Source organism: Sanguibacter sp. Z6_81 (genome assembly GCF_057180625.1).
Genome location: NZ_JBXUFV010000001.1, coordinates 645,815 through 666,274 on the forward strand (window position 1 = coordinate 645,815; position 20,460 = coordinate 666,274).

Genomic DNA, 20,460 nt, shown 5'->3' on the forward strand with positions numbered 1-20,460 from the left:
AGACTCGTGGCGAGCGGACGCCGGATTCCCCGCGGGGTGCGCCTGTCCCGACTTGCGAAGACTTGCTCGGCTCGATGGGCTGATCGCCTCCGCCGGGACAACGGGGCCAGCCAGAGCCTCTTCTCGCTCCTGCAGAAGAACGAGCCGAACCGTCGCCGTTGGTCCACGCGCGAGGACCTGCGGATCGCGATGGTCACCTGGATTAAGAGGACCTACGCCAAGCCCGACTCTGACGCGGAAACCAACGTGGCTCGGCTTTGGAAGGAGTAGAGCTGAATCTAGCGCGGGGGCTCGTCTCCGGTGAGGTCGCGGTCGACGCTACGAGGCTCGGCTGTCAACCTGCGCGTAGGCGCTGGCCAGGGGGCGCGGTGGTCATGGTCGGGGAGGCTACTGGACGGCGGCACCCGGAGCCAGGGACCGCAGGAGCCGGTCGCTGTCGGCGCGGACGCGCTCGACGTCGGCTCCGGGTGCGGCGAGCCGCAGGCACGCGTCGGCGACGTCGAGCGGCGAGCGGGCGTCCGCGTCACCGTCGGCCCGGAGGTTGATGAGGGACTCGACGAGGCGGAAGGTCAGCTCCCCGAGGTCCGGGACGGCGGGTGCTGCGGCTGTCGCCAGGTCGACGGCACGTCCCAGCTCGCGGTAGATGCCGCGCAGGGCGGCGCGGTCCTCGAGGAACGGGCGGAAGCGCTCGCCGCGGGCCTCGGGCAGGTGGTAGAGGATCCCGAGGTTCCAGCGGTGGGCGCACAGCTGCGTGCCGTCGTACGCCGCGAGGGCGTGCAGGTACGCGGCTGGTTCCGGGCGGGCCGGGCCGTCGCCCGACCCGGTCGCGGGGTCGTTCGCCCCCGCGGCGAGGTCCGCGAGGAGTGCCCGGCCGAGGCGCAGCGGGCCGCCGACGGTCCGGCCGAGCATCTCCGCGAGGAGGTCGTCCTTCGTCGCGAAGTGGTGGTAGAGCGACGCCTGGCGGATGCCGACGGCGTCGGCGATGGCGCGGGTGGACGTCGTCGCGAAGCCGCGGGTGGTGAAGAGCTCGGCGGCGGCGTCGAGGATCTCCTCGCGGGCGGACGCGCCCGGACGGGTCTGGGCCTTGAGGCGGGGGCGCCCGGGGCCGGGTGTCGTCGCGGAAAGAGCCACGCGGACATCCTCCCACCGGCTGCAGCGGGCACGGCCTCTCGTCCCCACGTCGGGCGGTGCGAGGAGGTGTTTACCGATCGGAAACGTCGGAAACCCACTTTTCACACAGGGGTGACGCAGCGAACACACCGGACATAAAAACTGTCAGGTGAAAGGTACTTGTGACCCGGCCGCTCGGGCCGAGCCGCTCCCGGCTGCTACGGAGAACACGATGACTGCTTCTGTGGTGACACCACCCGGTCACACCGACCACGTCGACGACGCCGACCTCACCTCCCTCGGGTACGAGCCCACCCTGCACCGCAAGCTCGGGCGGTACGCGTCGTTCGCGGCGGGGTTCTCGTTCGTCTCGATCCTCACGACGATCTTCCAGCTCTTCGCGTTCGGCTACTCCTTCGGTGGGCCCGCCTTCTTCTGGACGTGGCCGCTTGTCCTCGGCGGGCAGCTGCTCGTCGCCCTGAACTTCGCCGAGCTCGCGGCGCGGTACCCGCTCTCCGGCGCCGTGTACCAGTGGGCACGGCGCGTCGGCGGAACCACCGCGGGCTGGTACGCGGGCTGGGTCATGGCATTCGCGCAGGTCATCACGGCGTCTGCGGCCGCCATCGCGTTGCAGGTCGTCCTGCCGCAGCTGTGGACCGGGTTCCAGGTCGTCGGCGGAGACCCTGCCCTCAACACGGTGAGCGGCGCCTCGAACGCCGTCGTGCTCGGTGCGCTCCTGCTCGTGGTCACCACGGCCATCAACTGCGCGGGCGTGAAGATCATGTCCCACATCAACTCCATCGGGGTGACGTGCGAGCTCGTCGGGGTCGCCGCCGTCGTCCTCGCCCTGTTCACCGCCGCACGGCGTGGACCGGACGTCGTCGGGGACACGAGCGCGCTGCAGGGCTCCGACCTCGGCATGACGGGGGCGTTCCTCGTCTCCGGCCTCATGGCCGCGTACGTCATGGTGGGCTTCAACTCGGCCGGCGAGCTGTCCGAGGAGACGCGCAACCCGCGCCGCGTCGCCCCCCGCACCATCCTCTCCGCGCTGCTCATCTCCGGGCTCGGCGGCGGTCTCATGATCCTCGCCGCTCTCATGGCCGCACCGAGCCTCACCGACGGCCGCCTCGCTGCGGAAGGCCTGCCGTACGTCCTCACCGCGGTGCTCGGGACGTTCTGGGGCAAGGTCCTGCTCGTCGACGTCGCCATCGCCGTCGTCGTCTGCACGCTCGCCATCCAGACGGCCGGCTCCCGCCTCGTCTACTCGATGGCGCGTGACGGCCAGCTCCCCGCCGCGGGCCGCCTCTCGGCCGTGCACCCCACCCGCGGCACCCCGGTGTGGCCGTCGATCGTCGTCGGGGCGCTCGCCGTCGTCGTCCTCGCCATCAACGTCGGCAACGCGGCGCTGTTCACCACGCTGACGAGCGTCTGCATCGTCATGATCTACCTCGCCTACCTGCTCGTCACCGTGCCGCTGCTCCTCAACCGGCTTCGCGGCGACTGGGCCCGCACCGGGCGCACCATGCCCGACGGTCTGTTCTCCCTCGGCCGCTGGGGCGTCCCGGTGAACATCCTCGCCGTGCTCTACGGCGCCGCGATGATCGTCAACCTCTCGTGGCCCCGCTCGGAGGTCTACGACCCGACCGGGGAGAACCCCTGGTTCCTGTGGTCCGCGCCGGTGCTCGTCGGTGTCCTGCTCCTCGCGGGCCTGCCGATCCAGCGCCGCATCGCCGCACGCGCGGCGCGCGCCACCACGCCCACCGCCCTCGACACGGAAGCACTCTCATGACCACGACCGCACCCGCGGACCTCGCCGCGACCGCACTCACGGCGGACGTCGTCCCGGCCGGCGCCGGGACGGCGACGACCGCCGGCGCCCGGGCGCACGCCCGCGCACAGCACGACCAGCTCGCCGAGACGATGCGCCACGTCCCGGCGTCGTCGGCACCGGACCGTCTCGTCGCGCTCGCCCCTGAGGGGACGGACGACCTCGTGTGGGCGGAGTCCGTGGCGTTCGGCCGCTACACGACGGCGACGCTCGCCCGCGGGACGCGCGTGCGGTTCGTCGACACCGTCGGTGACGCGTGCCTGCACCTGCTGCTGTACCGGGCCGGGGACCTGCACGAGCGCCTCAACGTCGCGGACACCGTCAAGGTGCCGTGGCAGGCGTACCCGAGCACCGGGCACCCACTGCTCTCCGGTGCGGGGCGGCTCCTCGCGACCGTCGTCGCCGACACCTCCGGCCACCACGACGCGCTCACCGGCACGACGACGCGCGCCGGCAACGAGGCGCGGTACGGCAGCGGCAGCGCGCACTCGGCGGCGCCCGCCGGCCGGGAGCTGCTCACGCTGGGCGCGCTCAAGCACGGGCTCGACCGTCGGGACGTCCCGCCGTCCGTGACGCTGTTCAAGGGCAGCCGGGTCGAGCCGGACGGGTCCATCCGGTTCATCGGGGGCGCCGGGGAGGGTGGGGTCGTGGACCTCCTCGTGCAGACCGCTGTCGTCCTCGTCGTCGCGAACACCGCGCACCCGCTCGACGACCGCGAGGAGTTCACCGGGACCGCCGTCGACGTCGTCGCATGGTCGGCGCCGGACGACCTCGCGGCGCTGCGCGACGGCCGCCTGCCGAGCGACGGCACCACTGCCGGTGCGGAGCTCGGACCCGAGCACCGCCAGGCGCTGCACAACACCGAGAGCGACCTGCGAGCGAGGACCCAGCGATGACGACGACCACCACGGCACCCAGCGCCACCCCCACCGCGGCGGACGTCGCGCTCGCCCCCGGGGAGGTCGTGCTCGACGAGCTCGTCGCGGCCCGCGGCCCCTGGTCGGCCGTCGTCCGTGCCGGTGACGTCCTGACGATCGTCGACCTCGAGGGCAACCAGGCCGTCGACTGCCTCCTCTACGCCGCCGGCGACACGTCGGTGCGGTACTCCGCGGCCGAGACCGTCACGCGGCAGCGGTCCATCGTGCTCACCACCGGGTCCGTGCTGCGCGCGGACACCGGCGAGGCGCTCATGACGGTCCTCGCCGACGAGGTCGGGGTGCACGACACCATCGGCGGTGCGTGCTCGCAGGAGTCGAACACCCTGCGCTACGGCCAGCACACCCGCGAGCAGCACGCGTGCGTCGAGAACTTCCTCGCCGAGGGGTCCCGCTGGGGCCTGGGTGCCCGGGACCTCGTCTCGAACATCAACTGGTTCATGAACGTGCCCGTCGACCCGGACGGCGCCCTCGGGATCGTCGACGGCCTGTCCGGACCGGGCAAGCGCGTCGCCCTGCGGGCGGACCAGGACACCCTCGTCCTCGTCTCCAACTGCCCCCAGATCAACAACCCGTGCAACGGGTTCGACCCGACGCCGGTCCGCATGATCGTCACCCGCCCGGAGGCCGCAGCATGACCAGCACGAGCACCACGACCGCCACGTCCACCACCGCGCGCCGCTTCGACACCGTCCTCGTCGCCAACCGCGGCGAGATCGCGTGCCGGGTCATCCGGACCGCCCGCGAGATGGGGCTGCGGACCGTCGCGGTGTTCTCCGAGGCGGACCGCGGGGCCGCGCACGTGCGGCTCGCGGACGAGGCCGTGCTCCTCGGCCCGGCCCCGGCGAAGCAGTCCTACCTCGATGTCGACGCGATCCTCGCCGCCGCGGCGTCGACCGGCGCGGGCGCGATCCACCCGGGCTACGGGTTCCTCTCCGAGGACGCCGCCTTCGCGGAGTCCGTCGAGGCGGCGGGCCTCGCGTTCGTCGGCCCGACGCCCGCCCAGCTGCGCGTCTTCGGCACGAAGCACACGGCCCGCGAGGTCGCCCGGGCCGCGGGCGTCCCGATGATCGCGGGCACGGACCTGCTGCCCGACATCGATGCGGCGCTCGCGGCGGCCGAGGTCATCGGCTTCCCGCTCATGCTCAAGGCCACCGGCGGTGGTGGCGGCATCGGGATGACCGTGTGCCGCTCGGAGGCCGAGCTCGCGGACTCGTTCGAGCGCGTGGCGCGCCTCGCGGCCGTGAGCTTCTCGACCGTCGGGGTGTTCGCGGAGCGGTACGTCGAGCACGCCCGGCACGTCGAGGTGCAGGTCTTCGGTGACGGCACCGGCCGCGTCGTGAGCCTCGGGGACCGCGACTGCTCGTTGCAGCGCCGCCACCAGAAGGTCCTCGAGGAGGCGCCCGCGCCGGGGCTCCCGGACGACCTGCGCGCCGAGCTGCACCGGGCGTCGCGTGCGCTGTGCGCGTCGGTGGGCTACCGCTCGGCCGGGACCGTGGAGTTCGTCTACGACCCTGTGCGCCAGGAGGCGTCGTTCCTCGAGGTCAACGCCCGGCTCCAGGTGGAGCACCCCGTGACGGAGGCCGTCACCGGCGTCGACCTCGTCGAGTGGATGCTGCGACTCGCGCTCGAGGGCACGTCGGGCGAGGAGCTCCCCGCAGCTCCGACCGTGCTCGACGGCATCCCCGACGCACTCCCCCTCGCCGGTCACGCCGTCGAGGCCCGCGTCTACGCGGAGGACCCGGCGACGGGCTTCCGACCGAGCGCCGGGACCCTCACCCATGTGCGCTACCCGGAGCTCGACGGCATCCGTGTCGACGCCTGGGCGGAGACGGGCAGCGAGGTCTCGACCCACTACGACCCCCTGCTCGCCAAGGTCATCGCCCACGCGGGCACCCGCGACGAGGCGCTGGCGCTGCTCGGCGACGGGCTGGCTGGCACGCGCATCGACGGCATCGAGACGAACCTCGGGATGCTGCGCGCCGTCGCCACCCTCGACACCGTCCGCGACGTCACGCACTCCACCGACACGCTCAACACCCTCGGTGACCCGGAGCCCCGCATCACCGTCGAACGCCCCGGCATGCAGACGACCGTCCAGGACTGGCCCGGCCGCACAGGGTTGTGGAAGGTCGGCGTGCCGCCGAGCGGCCCGATGGACGACCTCTCCTTCCGCCTCGGAAACGTCGCGCTCGGCAACGCCGAGGGCGCCCCGGGCCTGGAGTTCACCGTCGGCGGCCCGGCCCTGCGCTTCACTCACGAGACGACCGTGTGCGTCACGGGCGCGGACGTCGAGCTCCTCCTTGACGGCGTCCCTGCTCCGCTGTGGGAGCCGGTCACCATCCCCGCGGGCGGTCTGCTCGACGTCGGCTCGGCCACCGGTGCCGGGCTGCGCGGGTACGTGCTCGTCGCGGGCGGGCTCGACGTCGTGCCGTACCTGGGGAGCGCGTCGACGTTCACGCTCGGGCAGTTCGGTGGGCACGCGGGGCGCGCGCTGCGCCCCGGGGACGTGCTGCGGGCCGCCGTCGTGCAGGACGGCGAGGGAGCGGTTCAAGGGGCCGTGCCGCTCGACGCCCGGCCCGCGCTCACCACGACGTGGGAGCTCGCCGTGACGGAGGGCCCGCACGCGGCGCCCGAGTTCTTCACGCGCGAGGACATCGACGACCTCTACGCGACGAGCTACGAGGTGCACTTCAACTCTGCGCGCACCGGGGTCCGGCTCATCGGCCCCAAGCCGCGCTGGACGCGGTCCGACGGCGGGGAGGCGGGACTGCACCCGTCGAACATCCACGACACCCCGTACTCCGTGGGCGCGCTCGACTTCACGGGCGACACCCCGATCCTCCTCGGGCCGGACGGGCCGAGCCTCGGCGGGTTCGTCTGCCCGGTGACCGTGGTGACGGGCGAGCGGTGGAAGCTCGGGCAGCTGCGTCCCGGTGACACCGTGCGGTTCGTGCCGGTGCGGACGTCCGACGCGCCGTCGGTCCGTGAGCTCGGTGCCGCGCGGCGGGCGAGCGGCGTGCTGCTCACCCCGCAGGGCCGCGACGGCGACGACGGCGTCATCGTCCGGACGCCCGCCAGCGCGGGCGGGCCCGAGGTGACGTACCGGCGCTCGGGTGACGACAACCTGCTCGTCGAGTACGGGGACATGGTGCTCGACCTCGGGCTGCGGGCCCGTGTGCACGCCCTGCACCAGCGGATCGTCGCGGAGGCACTGCCCGGCGTCGTCGACCTCACCCCCGGCATCCGGTCGTTGCAGATCAAGGTGGACCCGGACGTGCTGCCCACGGCGCGCCTGCTCGGCCTCGTGCGCGAGCTGGAGACGGACCTGCCGGCGACGTCGGAGCTCGTCGTGCCGAGCCGCAGCGTCCGCCTGCCGCTCTCCTGGGACGACCCGGCGACGCGGGAGGCGATCGAGCGGTACATGGCGGGGGTGCGCGACGACGCCCCGTGGTGCCCCTGGAACATCGAGTTCATCCGACGCGTCAACGGTCTCGGGTCGGTGGACGACGTCTTCGACACGGTGTTCGGGGCGCAGTACCTCGTCCTCGGGCTCGGCGACGTGTACCTCGGGGCGCCGGTCGCCACTCCCCTGGACCCGCGTCACCGGCTCGTGACGACGAAGTACAACCCCGCGCGGACGTGGACGCCGGAGAACGCCGTCGGCATCGGCGGGGCGTACCTGTGCATCTACGGCATGGAGGGCCCGGGCGGGTACCAGTTCGTCGGGCGCACCACCCAGGTGTGGTCCCGGTACTCCGAGGCGGCGCCGTTCGAGCCCGGGTCACCGTGGTTGCTGCGGTTCTTCGACAGGATCTCCTGGTACCCGGTGTCGCCCGAGGAGCTGCTCGACCTGCGCGCCGACATGGCGGCCGGGCGCGGGCACGTGGAGATCGAGGACGGGACGTTCTCCCTCGCGGAGCACGAGCAGTTCCTCACAGACAACGCGGACTCGATCGAGGAGTTCCGGGTGCGGCAGACGACGGCGTTCTCCGCGGAGCGTGACGCGTGGGAGGAGGCCGGGGAGTTCGACCGCGCCGAGGCGGCCGCGGCCGTCGCGCCGGCTCCGGAGTTCACGGTGCCTGACGGCGGGACCGTCGTCGCGGCGCCGTTCGCGGCGAGCGTGTGGAAGACGGACGTGGTTGCGGGTGCGCGCGTCGTGGCTGGTCAGGCGCTCGTGACGCTCGAGGCGATGAAGATGGAGTCGGCCGTCGTCGCCCCGTGCGACGGGGTGGTGCACGAGGTGCTCGTCGCACCCGGTGGACAGGTCGTGGCGGGGGATGCGCTCGTGGTGCTCGTCGAGGCGGGGAGGGCTGCGGCCGACGGTGAGGAGGAGGTGGCGGCCTAGATTGGTGGGTATGACTACTGCCCCGTCGCCCGATGGCCGCCTCTTCCTGGGCCACATCTTTCAAGCGGCGGGAGTCGACACCAACCGCGTGGTGGTACTGCGCCATACATACCAGTCCGACGGTCTGATGCCCGGAGAGCTCTCTCCCGCCAGCGTCCTTGAGTACACACGCAGGCAGGGTCACGGCAACAAGCTCGGAAAGGAACCCGCGCCCTTGTGGCTGTGCTTCATGGCCGACGGTCAGCGGCGCTCCCGACTCCTTGTGGCGTACGAGAACCACGGCGAGGTGCAGTCCGAACGCACCGAAGAACACCGGTGCTTCGACCTGCGTCCCTCGTCCGCTCTCGCCGCGCTGACAGACCGGCTCGTGGTCGAGTGGTCACGCGATGCCGTGAACTGGGCGAAGAGCGGTGCGAGCGCGGCTGCGTTCCCGGTCGTGGAGATCGCCGATCCGCACGCCGTGGCCTTCCCGGGGTTCGACAGGTTGGTCGTGTCGTACAGCGAGCTCCTCGCTCTTGTCGAGGACTCGCGCTATGGGGCGTGGCGCACAGCGTTGGGGTCCGTTCAAGGGATCTACCTCATCGCGGACTCCAGCACGGGACGGCTCTACGTCGGCAAGGCCGACGGTGCGGAGCGGATCCTCGGCCGGTGGACCGCATACGCGCGAGACGGTCACGGCGGGAACGTGGCACTCAGGGAGCTATCGGGGCTCGATCCCGCACACCGGCACCACTTCGTGTTCAGCATCTTGCGGGTGTTCGGCCCGGCGACACCGACAAGCGACGTGGACGAGGCGGAGGCCCACTACAAGCGTGCCCTGCTGACACGGGAGCACGGACTTAATCGCAACTAGTGCGATGAGGGCCCGAGCATCTCCCGCACTCACGTAACCGTCGTCTCGCCACGAGGCACCGGAAGGCTGTGGCCTGAGCTCTCCGTTGGCCACCCATATAGGGGGGGAGGCTAACGGACCCGTTCCCGCTCCAGGCCGGACGGGTAAAAGAGTTGGCCGCACTGCTTGTGGTCGGTCCGCTGGGCGATGCAGAAGGAACGCGAGATCGGAACCTGCAGCATGGTGTTGGCGGTTGATGCTCATTTGTTGGCCTTGCTCCGTGGGACCCTGAACCGTGGTCAAACGAGAGATGATCTTCGGCGACGTCGAGCAGTCGGAGACGGGCCCTGCCGACTTCGAAGAGTCGACGTTCGCCTTTATGAACCGTGTGGCTAGCGACTACTGGTCCTACCCGCGTGCGCTCATTCAGACGTGGGCAGACCACCTGCGTGTTGATGAGGACTACTCGGATGTCCGAAGCAGGCTACGGTCCGGCGACGACTATCAGTTTCGGAGCGCGTTCTTTGAGCTGTACCTCCACGAGGTTCTCCTCCGCACAGGACACCAGGTGACAGTCCATCCCGCCTCGACGACGACGCAACGTCGCCCCGACTTCCATGCAGAGCGGGATGGCCACAGCTTCTACGTCGAAGCCGTTGTCCCCGGGGTGAGCCCGGAAGTTCGGGCCGCTGCCAGGAGAAGAGACCGACTCCTCGATGTGGTCAACGGTCTCCCGACACCCAACTTCACTCTGGTGCTACGAGAGCTCAACGAGGACTCGTCATCGCCAGCAGCAGTGAAATTCCGGCGGAAGATTGCGCACTGGCTCAACTCGCTGGATCCGGACGACTACCCCTCGTACGAGTCGGCGCCGAGCCGTACCTTCAGGGAGGGTGGCTGGTCGATGACGCTCGGAGCCCTGCCACGGCCGCGAGACAGGCGATGCGCCATCCCCGGCGATCGGGCAATTGGTGTCTACGCGCATCTGCCTGCGTCTGTTGTTGATGATGTTCCTCTGATTCATAAAGCACTCAAGTCAAAGACCAGCGCTTACGGCGACCTGGAGAGCCCATATGTGATCGCCGTAGGCACCTACTTGTTCGACAGCGACCGATCGCAAGCTCAGAGTGCGATGTACGGCACGCAGGTTCTACGTGACGAGAGCCTGAATGATGCCCATCTGGTGCGGCTTCGAGACGGGTACTTCGGCTCCCCGCCGGCCTGGCGGAGGTCGCACGTCTCGGCAGTCTTACTCGTCAACCAACTGATGCCTTACCGGCCCCACCAGGCGGAGTCCGCCCTGTGGGTGCACCCTGCGCCAGATTGGGATGCGCCGGTCGATGTGTTTCCCGGCGATCGGGTCGAGCTCAATGGAAGCGAACTCAGGACGACATCATCGCCGGTCACGCCAAGCGCCCTGTTCGGACTTGATGCGGCCTGGCCTCCAGGCGAGCCATTTCCCCGCAATGGTCGTGCGTAATCGGCGGGGTAGATGGAGGCGCCTGCTACTACCCGCTAGTTTCTGCAGAGTGCAGCTCTAGTCCGGGCAGCGACCGCCGTGCGCCATACAACGAGAGGTAGTCGCTCGGTCAGAGTCTGATGTGAGAGCCCGCCGCGTCGAGCCGGGGCGTCGGCACCCCGAGGCGCCGGGCCTCGCGCAGGACGTCCCGCACGACGCTGCGTGGCTCCTGCGCACGGGGGTCGGTGTGTGCCGCGAGGCTTGCGCGGGCGAGGGGGACGCGTGCAGTCAGGGCGGTCATCAGCGGGGCAGTCAGGGGCGTGGGGGCGCGGAAGAGGGCCGTGCTCGTGCGGTGACGTCGCAGATCCACACCCCGGGCGGCCAGCAGGGGCAGGAGCTCACGGCTGGTGAGCAGGGCCTCCCGGAAGCTGTGGCGATCGCCGAGCATGTCGGAGAGGGATCCCAGGCGCAGGCCTTGGGAGTGCATCCCGGCGTCGGCGATGACGTGGGTCCAGAGCCAGCCCCGGAAGTCGGGTTGCTCGGAGACCACCAGGCCGGCGCTCGCGAACGCCTCGCGCACGCTGGTCTCCCGGCTCGTCGGAGCGGTGCCGAAGGTGCCGAGCACGACCCTGCGCATGAGTGCTCCGCGCAGGACGCCGTCCTCGTCGAACCCGCCGCCCGCCTGTGGGAAGCCCCATGCGAGCTGGTGCCCCGGGAGCGGGGCGACGGCGTCGACCGGCTCGTCCCAGACGTTCCCGAACACGAGCACGGTCGCGGTCCCGATGCGGGGTGCCAGGAACACGGCGGCGTCGGACAGGTGGTGGTGGCCGACGCTGACGACGATGAGGTCGATGTCGTGACCCGGTTCCAGCTCCTCGCGCAGCCTGACCGGCCATGTCCCGCCGACGCGCTCGCCCCAGGGGCGGCGTCGCGCATCGAGCAGGTCGAGGTCGACGGTGTCGCCGTACTGGGCCGCGCGGCCCGGGCGCACGAGGAACTCGACGTCGTGGCCCGCCTGTCCCAGCGCCCACCCGTAGATCGTGGCGATCGCGCCCCGACCGAGCATGAGGATCTTCACGGAGCAGCACCTCGTATCGGCGGGGGATCAAGTGGAGATGGTCTCCACTTGGAGGCTAGGGAGGTAGTCTCCCCCGTGTCAAGGAAGGGGGGCGACGTGCCCGCAGCCCGGCGCGCCGACGCCGTCCGCAACCGCCAGGCGATCATCGCGGCAGCACGCGCCGCCTTCGAGCGCGGCGAGATCGACCGCCGCTTCGACGACTTCGCGTCCCTCGCCGGCGTCGGTGTGGGAACGCTCTACCGTCACTTCCCGACCCGCGACGCGCTCGCGGCCGCGGTCTACGCCGACGAGGTCGAGGCGCTGTGCGAGCACGCCCGACATCTCCTGAGCGAGCTTCCGCCGCGTGAGGCCCTCGCGGCGTTCCTGCGTGACTTCGTGCGCCGGGTGGCCGCACAGCCGGCGTTCGCGCGGACTCTTGGCGCGCTCGTGCGCCCCCAGGTCGACACGCAGGCCGACGGGGGGCGAGCGCTCGAAGCGGCGGTCGCCGACCTCGTGGCCGCAGCCGTCCGGGGCGGTGAGGTCGATGACGGTCTGACGTCGGGTGCCGTGATGATGGCGTTGCACGGGATCGGCGCGTCCTGCGGGCGGCCGGGATGGCAGGACGACGCCGAGGCGCTCACCGCCGCGCTGGTGCGGCCGACAGCACCCAGTCCGGCAGCTGGCACCTAGAGGATCACCCCGGGGTACTGCCTGATGCGCGATTCGTCCGTAGGGCTCCCCTCGTCGCATCCCGGCGGCACGCCCGATCGGCGTCCGTTCGCGGCGCCCTCAGGCAAGGGCTCGATCGCCATGGAGCACTCGTCCACTCACCCTCCCGAGCCCGTCGTCGGGGTCGCCGTCGTCCTGGTCCTCACCGCACCTCGGCTCACGCGACCCACTGGGCGAGCTGCAGGAGGTTGCCGCACGTGTCGTCGAGCACGGCGGTGATGACCGGGCCCATGGGGGTGGGCGGCTGGGTGAAGGTCTCACCCAGCGCGACGAGGCGGTCGTACTCGGCCTGCACGTCGTCGACGCCGAGGACGCAGAACGGGATGCCGTCGCTGACGAGGGCGTCGGTGAACGGGACGACCGCGGGGTGCCCCTTCGGTTCGAGCGAGATCTGCGTTCCGTCGGGCCGCTCGGGGTCGACGATGGTGAGCCACCGGTGCTCCCCCAGCGGGACGTCGTCATTGACGACGAAGCCCAGCCGGGACGTGTAGAAGTCGAGGGCACGCTGCTGGTCGTCGACGAAGATGCTCACGGTCTGGAGCTTCATGGTCTCGCCTCTCTCGGGGGCCATCGGGTCGAGATCTCCGACAGCGGTGTCGTGTCGATGGTGTGGAGCTTGTACCGGCCACGGCGTTCGGTGCGGACCAGGCCGGCCTGTTCCAGCACGTCGAGATGCTGCGAGACGGCCTGCCGCGAGGGCGTCAGGTCGTGCTTCATCGCGAGCTTCGAGCAGAGCTCGAACAGTGTCTGCTCGTCGCGCTCGAGGAGCTCGTCGAGCAGTGCGCGTCGCGTCTCGTCACTGATCGCTCGGTAGACGTCCGCCACCCGTCCAGAATAGGCAAGTTCTCGCTTGCATATCAAGGGAGGGAGCGGAGAGGTTGAACCAGGTGAGCTAGCTCTTCTCGTCCGGGAGTCGGGACATGAGCGGGTCCAGCGGTGGTCGGTGCTGGTCGGGGTGCCTGCAAAACTAGGAGAATGCCCCGCATCCGTCGGATCACCCGTGCCGACGCCGCTGACCTCGCGCGCCTGCAGGAGCGCAATCGCACCTTTCTGGCTCCGTGGGAGCCGGTGCGCGGCGAGGAGTACTTCACTGTCGGCGGGCAGGCCGCGGACATCGAGGCGGCGCTGGCCCGTCATGCGGCAGGGGAAGCGGTGCCGTTCGTCATCCTCGACGACGAGGGCGCTGTCGCTGGACGACTGACGCTCAGCGGTGTGGTGAGGGGTGCGTTCCAGTCGTGCAGCATGAGCTACTGGCTGGCGGAGGAGCGGACCGGTCAGGGTCTCGCGACCCAGGCCGTCGCCGCCGCGCTCGAGCACGCCTTCTCCGAGCTCCACCTGCACCGCGTGCAGGCAGAGACGCTCCTCAACAACGTCGCGTCCCAAGCGGTCCTGCGGCGGAACGGCTTCGACGAGTACGGACTCGCCCCCCGCTACCTGAAGATCGCTGGTGCGTGGCAGGACCACCTCCTGTTCCAGCGGCTGGCCGAGGACGGGTGAGCCCGGGGAGGGAGTTCGACGCTCTCACCGTCGGTTACGGCGGCCAGCAGGACGCGTGACGTCTGACATCGACGAGCAGGACAGTCGCGCCATCTCCTGACGGACGCATTCTCCTGAGCCACATCGTTCAGGCTGCGAACCTCGACCCGCGACGGGTGGTGGTGCTGCGCCACACCTACCAAGCGGATGGTCTGACCCCGGGAGCGCTCACTCCCGCGAGCATCCTCCAGTACACGCGACAGCAGGGCATCGGCAACAGGCTGGGAAAGGACCCCGCGCTGGTGTGGCTGTATTTCATGGCTGACGGCCAGAGGCGCTCACGATTCCTTCTGGCATCTGAGAACCATGGTGAGGGGGGTACAGCGAACTCCTCTCGGTGGTCGAGGACTCGCGCTATTCGGCATGGCGCACACTGAAGCGGACGATGCGCTGGATCATGACGGGATACACATGAAGGATTATCCCGAGAAACAGAATCTGTGCAGCGCCTCGAGGGTGTGATGTAGCCGCGGCAATGATGGCCAGTGCTGCGGTAGCGGAGAAGCCGAGAAGGTGACCGGTTTCGGACAGCTCGGTCCCTCTAAGCAACCGGTCGGTCCCTGACGCTCCTTGCTCTGTTCGACGCATCTGCTTGATTATCCTGTTCCAGCCGACGAGGCCGAGTAAACGTCGGAGTGCCTCCGCTCCCAGCAGCGTGTAGATCCGTGGCTCGAATGGTCTGACCCGGTAGCGGTCGCGGGCAACATCCACCAGTGCAGGACCCGCCAGGAGCGCCATGAAGAGAAAGGCGCACTGCACAACGACCGCGTAGACGAGGTGATCGGGTCCGATGGCGAACCAGCCAGCGACCGCTAGTCCGAGACCGACCACCAGACCCGCAATCGCCGAGCCACGTTGTCCACTGGGCGCTGCCATCACTTCACCCGGATACCGCGAGCGGGGCGATTATCGGCTGCGGTCGAACGGAAGAGGACGACTGTCTGCGCGATGAAGGCCGCGGGGGCTGCTGCCCTTGTTCGTCGATCCCCCATTGCCATGCCCGCGATTCTAGCCAAGCCTTCTTCCGGGCTGTCCCTGAGGGCGATGGCGAGTGCGACAACTTTGGGCGCTCTGCCATTGCTGATCGTTTTGAGTTTCGAGGAGAATGTCACCTGTGATTGGGCAGGCTCCGAGTTGGTGATGGCTCGGAACAGACGCCTGGTCCTGGCTGAGCCAAGCCCGCCACTTTTAACACCCGGTCAGCCGATCTCGGTGACGAAGCCGATCTTGTTGCCGTCGGGATCGACGAGCTCGAAGAACTCGACGACCCCGTCATACCTCTGCATCTCGGTCACCTCGAGGCCGAGGTCGACGAGCCGCGCACGCTCCGCGGATGCATCGTCCACGCTGATGTTGACGGAGATCCCGTCGTTGCCGGCGGTCTCGGGGGAGAGGGCGAGCTGGAGCCAGAAGCGACCGAGGTTGAACTCGACGAGCCCGTCGAGCGGCTCGAGATCAGGTGCGTTCAACCCGAGCGCTGATCGGTACCACGACGTTGCCGCGGCGAGGTCGCGAACGGGGATGCCGACTGTGAACGCTAAGGGCTTCATCGTGGCAATCTAGCGCCGCCGGCCGCTCGCGAGAAGAAGGTGCTGTCCGTGCCTCACGCGAGGGTGAGGAACGCCTTCTCCAGCTCGTCGACCATGAGTCGGGAGGGGGGGTCGGCTGGCTGGGGTTCATGCGATCCCTCCGATGACGCCGTCGTCACGTGGACCGCAGCATACCCCCGGGGGTATGTTATCGCTCGTGCCGGTGCTCGATCGGCACGCCCACGGGAAGAAGGCGACACATGTGCAGGGCAACAACGTGCAAGCAGTGCGGCAAGACGACCTGGGCCGGGTGCGGACAGCACGTGGACCAGGTGATGAAGGGAGTCCCCGGCCCGCAGCGCTGCCCGGGACACGAGACCGCAGCCAAGAAGCCGGGCATCTTCGCCCGCTTCCTCGGCCGATAACCGTCCCCGCGCGTACCCTCGGCCGGGGTGCGGCCTTGACCTTGCCGCTACGGCAACGTCGAGGATCGGCGACATGACCATCACAGTGATCGACAGCGCTGCGGGTATGCGACGCGTCCTCGAGGCCGAGCCCGCATGCCGGGCCGATGAGGTCCGCGCACTCTGGGCGCCCATGGCAGGCATGTACCGCTTCATCCCCGGCGGGGTCGACCTCGCCACCATCCACCAGCAGGGCTTCGGGTTCCCGGTGGGAGCGTCGGCGGACGTGGACGAGCGGGTCCGTGAGGGGATCGACGCCCTCGTCGCAGCAGATGCGTGGATGCGTGTCGAGGCCGCCCTCGACGAGGGCGCCGCGGCACTGGTCGCCGCCGAGCCCGGGCTCGTCGTGCCGGATCTCCGGGTGCTCCTCGTCCTCGGTGACCCGACCAACGCGCACTTCATGAGCGAGGTCCAGGGCCTGTCGGGCTTCGGCGGCATCAGCGGGTACATCGTCCTCACCGTGTGGCCCACCGCCCGGGTCCTCGACCGCCTGGAGGCGATCGTCGTCCACGAGCTGCACCACAACCTCCGCTACTCGCCCGGGGGTGTCGTGTGGGACCCCGCCACGGTGACCGTCGGCGAGCACGTCATCTCCGAGGGCCTCGCCGACACCTTCGCCACCGAGCTGTACGGGCCGGCTGGCTCCACGCACTTCGTCAGCGACCAGACCCGGGGCGACGACGCGGTGCTCGCGAAGGTCGCCACCGGGCTCGGCGTCACCGGCATGTCCGACTTCGCGTCGTGGGTACTGGGGGACAGCAGCGCCGAGCTGTTCGGCGCCCAGCCGGTCGGCCTCCCGACGGGCGCGGGCTACGCCGCGGGCGCCCGTCTCGTCCGCGCCTACCTCGACGCGACCGGGAGGACAGCAGCCCAGAGCGTCCACACCCCGGTGTCCGACATCCTCGACGTCGCCCTGCCTGCGCTCGGACTGTCAGCGGAGGCGGCACACTGACGACGTCCGAGTACGTCGACGGGGTGGGGGCAGCGGTGGAGTGGACGGTGCACGAGGTGGCCGCGCGCGCCGGGATCAGCGGCCGGGCGTTGCGCCACTACCACCGCATCGGCCTGCTCGAGCCCGACCGCGTCGGGTCCAACGGCTACCGGTACTACGGAGCGGATGCGGTCGCACGGCTGCAGCGCATCCTCCTGCTGCGCGACACGGGCATGCCTCTGGCGCAGATCGCGACGGTGCTCGACGCCTCGGCGGGCGCGGAGGTCGACGCGCTGCTCGAGCACCTGGAGCAGCTGACCAAGGACCGCGACGCTCTCGATCGTCGGATCCGAGCCGTCGAGCACACGGTGCAGATGCGCCGGGAAGGTCGCGAACCCCGGATGGACGTCATGCTCGACGGCTTCAACGACCGCTACGAGGACGAGGTCGTCCGCCGGTGGGGCCGAGAGGCGTTCGACGCGTCGAACACGTGGTGGCACACGAAGACCCTCAGCGAGCAGCGTGACTGGAAGGCGCGGTCCGAGGCGATCCTGCGCCGCTGGGCCGAGCTCCATGCCTCTGGCGAGGTCCCCGACTCCCTGGCGGCGCAGGAGCACGCGACCGCGCACGTGGCCTGGTTCGCCGAGATCCCCGGCACCCCCACCCACGCAGGCGACCGCGAGACCTCCGCCGCGATGATCTGCGGCGTCGCCACCATGTACGAGACGAGCCCTGACTTCCACGACGTCTTCGGTGGCCCCGAGCCCGCGCGCCTCGCTGCTGCCGCTCTGCGCATCCAGGCTCAGAGGCTGTGACGTGACGATGCCCGCCCTCCGCGAGAGGAGGGCGGGCATCGTCGTGCGCGACGGTCGTCGCTCAGGTCACGCTGCGGGACGCCGGGCAGGTGTCCCGTGCGGGGATCAGCGCGTCGTGGTCGTGTGGTGCTCGTCGTCGCCCTCGGTCTCCTTGGCGAACATGAAGGAACCGATGGTCCAGACGATCGCGCCGATGAGGCCGACCCAGACGCCGATGTCCGTCGCGAGGTCGTCGCCGCGCTCGAGGCCGCCCATCGGGTTGAGGCCGAAGGCGAGGCACTGGATGGTGGCGGCGATGCCGACCGCCCCGGAGACGAGCGTCAGGCCGCGGTGCTGGCCACGACGGGCGCGCTTGCCGGCGTAGACCATCGCGACGAGCAGGCCGAGCCCGAGGTAGGCGATGAAGGGGATGAGGGAGTCGGTCTCGTAACCGGTGCGCGGGTCGGCGCCGTCTTCCGGGTTGACCCAGTTGAGCAGGGGCGAGACGTTGAAAACGATGATGCCGGCTGCGGCGACTGCGAGGCCGGTGCTCCGTGCGCGGAGGGTGTCGTGCGTCGCCGGGCGGGTGTTCGTTGCGCTCATGAAAGGGTGCTCCGTTGTGTGTGTGGGGGTGGCCCACCACTTTTCTCGAGCGTGCCGTCGGCAACAGTGACACCGTTCCGGGGGGCCCGCCACCGCTGACGGGGTGCGCACCGCCCGCACGTCTCCGGGTGCACCATCCTGGGGCGCTTCCCAATCAACCCGTGGATCGATGCCGCGGTGCGACGTCCGTGCCGCTATGCCATGCTGCGGTGATGCCAGCTACCCCCGCTGTCGATGTCGGTGCCCTGCTCACGGCTGCTGAGAACGTGTCGCCGGCCAACGCCCTTTCCGCCGCCGTCGATGCGCTGCGCCGGTCGTTGGGCGTCGAGTCGGCCACGTTCCTCATCGCCGACGCGGCGGGCAACGCGCTCATCGACCACGCCGACCCGAAGGCCCGATTCACGCTGTCCGACTCCGACCCGGGCCGCGCCTGGCGTGAGCAGCAGACGGTGTCCGTCGGCGGGGGGCGGGTGTACGCGCCGGTCACGGTGCGGGGTGACGCCCTCGGGGTGCTGGCGGTGCAGATGCCCGACCGCGGGTCCAGGTCCGATTCCGACGATGGCCAGGGCGCCGAGCTCGATCCCGAGGAAGCGCAGCAGCTGGCGACGGTCGCGCACGCCCTCGGGTACGTCATGGTCGCCAACCAGCGCCACACGGACACGTACGAGACGGCGATGCGGTCCGCGGAGTTCACGCTGCCCCGCGAGATCCAGCGGCGGCTGCTGCCGCTCGGCTACGTGTGCGAGGGCGGCTCCTTCACGATCGCCGGTTGGCTCGAGCCGTCGGCCAGCGCAGCGGGCGACACCTTCGACTACGTGGCGTCCGCGGAGCGCCTCACAGCCTCGCTCACCGACGCGGTGGGGCACGACCTGCGCGCCGCCCTGCTGTCGACGCTGACCGTCAACGCGCTGCGTCATGCCCGGCGCGCGGGGAAGTCCTTGGTCGAGCAGGCAGACGCTGCCAACGCGGCACTGCTCGGCACGGACGACCGGGGGAATCTCGTCACCGGCATGCTCCTGGAGATCGACCTCCCGTCCGCGGGCGCGGAGAGCGACGGCGAGGGCGAGGAGCGCACCCTCGCGCGGATCATCAACGCCGGGCACCCCGGCGCCCTCCTCCTCCACGACGGGCACGTCACCCGCGTAGCGACGGCCGACAACCCCGTGTTCGGTCTGCGGGAGCACGAGTACGCGGTGCAGGAGATCGAGCTCTCGCCGGGAGACCGCCTGCTGCTGATGACGGACGGCATGTTCGAGCGCAGCGCCGCCAACTTCGACCTCTCCGGTGCCCTGCGGGACACCGCTGACCAGCACCCCCGCAACGTGGCGCAGGACATCTCGGGCGCGTTCCTCGAGACCATCGAGAACGTCGTGCAGGACGACGCAGCCCTCCTGCTGCTCGAATGGCACGGTGGCACGACGAACCGCTCGACCACGCACGGGTCCGACGGCCAGAGGTAGGTGGGTCGGGACGATGATCCCGACGATGGAGACCTAGGTGGCCGTGCTGGTCGTGCTCGCGCTGTGCGTCGCCATGGTGTGAGCCACGAGGGCCGCAAGCTCCGCCGGTGCCTCGTGCTGGACGAGGTGCGCGCACCCGTCGATCACGTGGTGAGGGATCCCGAAAGTCTCCTCGAGCATCCGAGCTGCGTCGTACCGGGCGGGCGGGGACTGTGACCCCACGGTGACGAGTACCCGGCCCTGCCCCTCCGTCGGCGCAGCCGGCTCGAACGCCCGGAACATCGCGAGGTCCCGCCCGACGGCGCCGGTGTCGGCGGGTGCCATCTCGGGTGACCACAGCGGCCCGTAGAGCGTCCGACCGAACCCGGCCACCCCGCCCTCGGCGTACGCGGCGGCCACGGGCCCCAGCAGCCCGGGCAGGAGGCTGCCGACGGCGGGCTCGTGGAGGATCGCGCCGGCGAGCCGGACGTCGCTCGCCGCGAGGGCGAGGCCGAGCGTCGCGCCGCCGCTCACCCCGACGACGAGCGCTCCCTCGGCGAGGGGAGCGAGGTCGGCGACCTCCTCGGCGAGGTCCCCGCTCGACCGGCGGTCCGGTGCGTGCACGGTGAGCCCCGGGGCGAGGGTCGCCAGCGCCGCGCGCACCGGGTCCCAGATGCGTGACGTGGTGCCCGCGCCGTGCACGAGCAGGACCGGCAGGAGCCCGGTCGTGGGCAGCCCCGAGAGGGCCTCGTCGAGAGGGGTCATCGGAGCACCATATGCCCCTGACCAGCGAGGACGTGCCGTCCTGACCGGGAATGTCCGGCTGCTCAACATGATCGAAACATTGGGCGCCGATAAGAAACGCC

The 20,460-nt window shown here is 70.4% G+C and carries 19 protein-coding genes and 1 pseudogene; 12 read left to right on the forward strand and 8 right to left on the reverse strand.

Annotation, left to right across the window (positions count from 1 at the left end; genetic code table 11):
* Window positions 1-96: 96 nt before the first annotated feature.
* Window positions 97-216 (forward strand): annotated as a pseudogene (locus tag AC2AXK_RS03085) (IS3 family transposase); the annotation flags it as partial.
* 171 nt (window positions 217-387) lie between these two features.
* Here the strand turns inward: AC2AXK_RS03085 and AC2AXK_RS03090 are convergent.
* Window positions 388-1,131 carry a helix-turn-helix domain-containing protein gene (locus tag AC2AXK_RS03090; protein WP_484343865.1) on the reverse strand — a complete coding sequence of 248 codons (744 nt, stop codon included), beginning with the start codon at window positions 1,129-1,131 and terminating at the stop codon, window positions 388-390.
* 211 nt (window positions 1,132-1,342) lie between these two features.
* Between AC2AXK_RS03090 and AC2AXK_RS03095 the strand changes: the two genes are divergently transcribed.
* The 6 genes from AC2AXK_RS03095 (at window position 1,343) to AC2AXK_RS03120 (ending at window position 10,533) form a co-directional block, all read left to right on the forward strand.
* Window positions 1,343-2,899: an amino acid permease gene (locus AC2AXK_RS03095; RefSeq protein ID WP_484343866.1), complete on the forward strand. Its 1,557-nt coding sequence runs from the start codon at window positions 1,343-1,345 to the stop codon at window positions 2,897-2,899.
* On the forward strand, window positions 2,896-3,834 hold the full coding sequence (locus tag AC2AXK_RS03100) for an urea amidolyase associated protein UAAP1 (protein WP_484343867.1): 939 nt from the start codon (window positions 2,896-2,898) through the stop codon (window positions 3,832-3,834). Before AC2AXK_RS03095 ends, AC2AXK_RS03100 begins: the two co-directional genes overlap by 4 nt.
* Window positions 3,831-4,511 (forward strand): urea amidolyase associated protein UAAP2, encoded by a 681-nt coding sequence (locus AC2AXK_RS03105; RefSeq protein WP_484343868.1) that lies wholly within the window; start codon window positions 3,831-3,833, stop codon window positions 4,509-4,511. Before AC2AXK_RS03100 ends, AC2AXK_RS03105 begins: the two co-directional genes overlap by 4 nt.
* Entirely contained in the window at window positions 4,508-8,221 is a 3,714-nt protein-coding gene (uca, locus tag AC2AXK_RS03110) for an urea carboxylase (protein WP_484343869.1), read from the forward strand. Before AC2AXK_RS03105 ends, uca begins: the two co-directional genes overlap by 4 nt.
* Before the next feature lie 10 nt (window positions 8,222-8,231).
* On the forward strand, window positions 8,232-9,074 hold the full coding sequence (locus AC2AXK_RS03115; RefSeq protein WP_484343870.1) for a GIY-YIG nuclease family protein: 843 nt from the start codon (window positions 8,232-8,234) through the stop codon (window positions 9,072-9,074).
* Between the two features lie 274 nt (window positions 9,075-9,348).
* Window positions 9,349-10,533: a hypothetical protein gene (locus tag AC2AXK_RS03120; protein WP_484343871.1), complete on the forward strand. Its 1,185-nt coding sequence runs from the start codon at window positions 9,349-9,351 to the stop codon at window positions 10,531-10,533.
* A 109-nt stretch (window positions 10,534-10,642) separates the two neighbouring features.
* Here the strand turns inward: AC2AXK_RS03120 and AC2AXK_RS03125 are convergent, their stop codons facing one another.
* The gene (locus AC2AXK_RS03125; RefSeq protein ID WP_484343872.1) at window positions 10,643-11,590 is read right to left on the reverse strand and encodes a ketopantoate reductase family protein; all 948 of its coding nucleotides are present in this window, start codon (window positions 11,588-11,590) and stop codon (window positions 10,643-10,645) included.
* 96 nt (window positions 11,591-11,686) lie between these two features.
* On the opposite strand from AC2AXK_RS03125, the gene AC2AXK_RS03130 reads away from it, so the two are divergent.
* Entirely contained in the window at window positions 11,687-12,259 is a 573-nt protein-coding gene (locus AC2AXK_RS03130; protein WP_484343873.1) for a TetR/AcrR family transcriptional regulator, read from the forward strand.
* Window positions 12,260-12,455: 196 nt separating this feature from the next.
* On the opposite strand, the gene AC2AXK_RS03135 is transcribed toward AC2AXK_RS03130, so the two are convergent.
* Together AC2AXK_RS03135 and AC2AXK_RS03140 are read right to left on the reverse strand one after the other, a co-directional pair.
* Window positions 12,456-12,845, reverse strand: coding sequence for a VOC family protein (locus AC2AXK_RS03135; RefSeq protein WP_484343874.1), 390 nt, complete (start codon window positions 12,843-12,845; stop codon window positions 12,456-12,458).
* Window positions 12,842-13,123, reverse strand: a complete 282-nt coding sequence (locus AC2AXK_RS03140; RefSeq protein ID WP_484343875.1) for an ArsR/SmtB family transcription factor — start codon at window positions 13,121-13,123, stop codon at window positions 12,842-12,844. Before AC2AXK_RS03140 ends, AC2AXK_RS03135 begins: the two co-directional genes overlap by 4 nt.
* A gap of 150 nt (window positions 13,124-13,273) precedes the next feature.
* Between AC2AXK_RS03140 and AC2AXK_RS03145 the strand changes: the two genes are divergently transcribed.
* Window positions 13,274-13,795, forward strand: a complete 522-nt coding sequence (locus tag AC2AXK_RS03145) for a GNAT family N-acetyltransferase (RefSeq protein WP_484343876.1) — start codon at window positions 13,274-13,276, stop codon at window positions 13,793-13,795.
* Between the two features lie 393 nt (window positions 13,796-14,188).
* Here the strand turns inward: AC2AXK_RS03145 and AC2AXK_RS03150 are convergent, their stop codons facing one another.
* Window positions 14,189-14,710 (reverse strand): glycosyl-4,4'-diaponeurosporenoate acyltransferase CrtO family protein, encoded by a 522-nt coding sequence (locus tag AC2AXK_RS03150; RefSeq protein WP_484344244.1) that lies wholly within the window; start codon window positions 14,708-14,710, stop codon window positions 14,189-14,191.
* A 323-nt stretch (window positions 14,711-15,033) separates the two neighbouring features.
* The gene (locus AC2AXK_RS03155; protein WP_484343877.1) at window positions 15,034-15,384 is read right to left on the reverse strand and encodes a VOC family protein; all 351 of its coding nucleotides are present in this window, start codon (window positions 15,382-15,384) and stop codon (window positions 15,034-15,036) included.
* Between the two features lie 477 nt (window positions 15,385-15,861).
* Between AC2AXK_RS03155 and AC2AXK_RS03160 the strand changes: the two genes are divergently transcribed.
* Both AC2AXK_RS03160 and AC2AXK_RS03165 read left to right on the forward strand, forming a co-directional pair.
* Window positions 15,862-16,779 carry a DUF2268 domain-containing putative Zn-dependent protease gene (locus AC2AXK_RS03160; protein WP_484343878.1) on the forward strand — a complete coding sequence of 306 codons (918 nt, stop codon included), beginning with the start codon at window positions 15,862-15,864 and terminating at the stop codon, window positions 16,777-16,779.
* Window positions 16,780-16,814: 35 nt separating this feature from the next.
* Window positions 16,815-17,573 carry a MerR family transcriptional regulator gene (locus AC2AXK_RS03165; protein WP_484343879.1) on the forward strand — a complete coding sequence of 253 codons (759 nt, stop codon included), beginning with the start codon at window positions 16,815-16,817 and terminating at the stop codon, window positions 17,571-17,573.
* Window positions 17,574-17,678: 105 nt separating this feature from the next.
* Here the strand turns inward: AC2AXK_RS03165 and AC2AXK_RS03170 are convergent, their stop codons facing one another.
* Window positions 17,679-18,155 (reverse strand): hypothetical protein, encoded by a 477-nt coding sequence (locus AC2AXK_RS03170; RefSeq protein ID WP_484343880.1) that lies wholly within the window; start codon window positions 18,153-18,155, stop codon window positions 17,679-17,681.
* A 212-nt stretch (window positions 18,156-18,367) separates the two neighbouring features.
* Here AC2AXK_RS03170 and AC2AXK_RS03175 point away from each other — a divergent pair, with 212 nt between their 5' ends.
* A complete protein-coding gene (locus AC2AXK_RS03175) occupies window positions 18,368-19,615 on the forward strand; it encodes a PP2C family protein-serine/threonine phosphatase (protein ID WP_484343881.1) in 1,248 nt (415 codons plus the stop codon).
* A gap of 33 nt (window positions 19,616-19,648) precedes the next feature.
* Here AC2AXK_RS03175 and AC2AXK_RS03180 read toward each other — a convergent pair whose 3' ends face one another.
* Window positions 19,649-20,359 carry an alpha/beta fold hydrolase gene (locus AC2AXK_RS03180; RefSeq protein WP_484343882.1) on the reverse strand — a complete coding sequence of 237 codons (711 nt, stop codon included), beginning with the start codon at window positions 20,357-20,359 and terminating at the stop codon, window positions 19,649-19,651.
* Between the last annotated feature and the right edge of the window lie 101 nt (window positions 20,360-20,460).

Bases quoted from the DNA above. Each gene is read 5' to 3' on its own strand.
- AC2AXK_RS03095 (WP_484343866.1), top strand. From the start codon at position 1,343: ATGACTGCTTCTGTGGTGACACCACCCGGTCACACCGACCACGTCGAC.
- AC2AXK_RS03100 (WP_484343867.1), top strand. From the start codon at position 2,896: ATGACCACGACCGCACCCGCGGACCTCGCCGCGACCGCACTCACGGCG.
- AC2AXK_RS03105 (WP_484343868.1), top strand. From the start codon at position 3,831: ATGACGACGACCACCACGGCACCCAGCGCCACCCCCACCGCGGCGGAC.
- uca (WP_484343869.1), top strand. From the start codon at position 4,508: ATGACCAGCACGAGCACCACGACCGCCACGTCCACCACCGCGCGCCGC.
- AC2AXK_RS03115 (WP_484343870.1), top strand. From the start codon at position 8,232: ATGACTACTGCCCCGTCGCCCGATGGCCGCCTCTTCCTGGGCCACATC.
- AC2AXK_RS03135 (WP_484343874.1), bottom strand. From the start codon at position 12,845: ATGAAGCTCCAGACCGTGAGCATCTTCGTCGACGACCAGCAGCGTGCC.
- AC2AXK_RS03145 (WP_484343876.1), top strand. From the start codon at position 13,274: ATGCCCCGCATCCGTCGGATCACCCGTGCCGACGCCGCTGACCTCGCG.
- AC2AXK_RS03150 (WP_484344244.1), bottom strand. From the start codon at position 14,710: ATGGCAGCGCCCAGTGGACAACGTGGCTCGGCGATTGCGGGTCTGGTG.
- AC2AXK_RS03155 (WP_484343877.1), bottom strand. From the start codon at position 15,384: ATGAAGCCCTTAGCGTTCACAGTCGGCATCCCCGTTCGCGACCTCGCC.
- AC2AXK_RS03160 (WP_484343878.1), top strand. From the start codon at position 15,862: ATGACCATCACAGTGATCGACAGCGCTGCGGGTATGCGACGCGTCCTC.
- AC2AXK_RS03170 (WP_484343880.1), bottom strand. From the start codon at position 18,155: ATGAGCGCAACGAACACCCGCCCGGCGACGCACGACACCCTCCGCGCA.
- AC2AXK_RS03175 (WP_484343881.1), top strand. From the start codon at position 18,368: ATGCCAGCTACCCCCGCTGTCGATGTCGGTGCCCTGCTCACGGCTGCT.
- AC2AXK_RS03180 (WP_484343882.1), bottom strand. From the start codon at position 20,359: ATGACCCCTCTCGACGAGGCCCTCTCGGGGCTGCCCACGACCGGGCTC.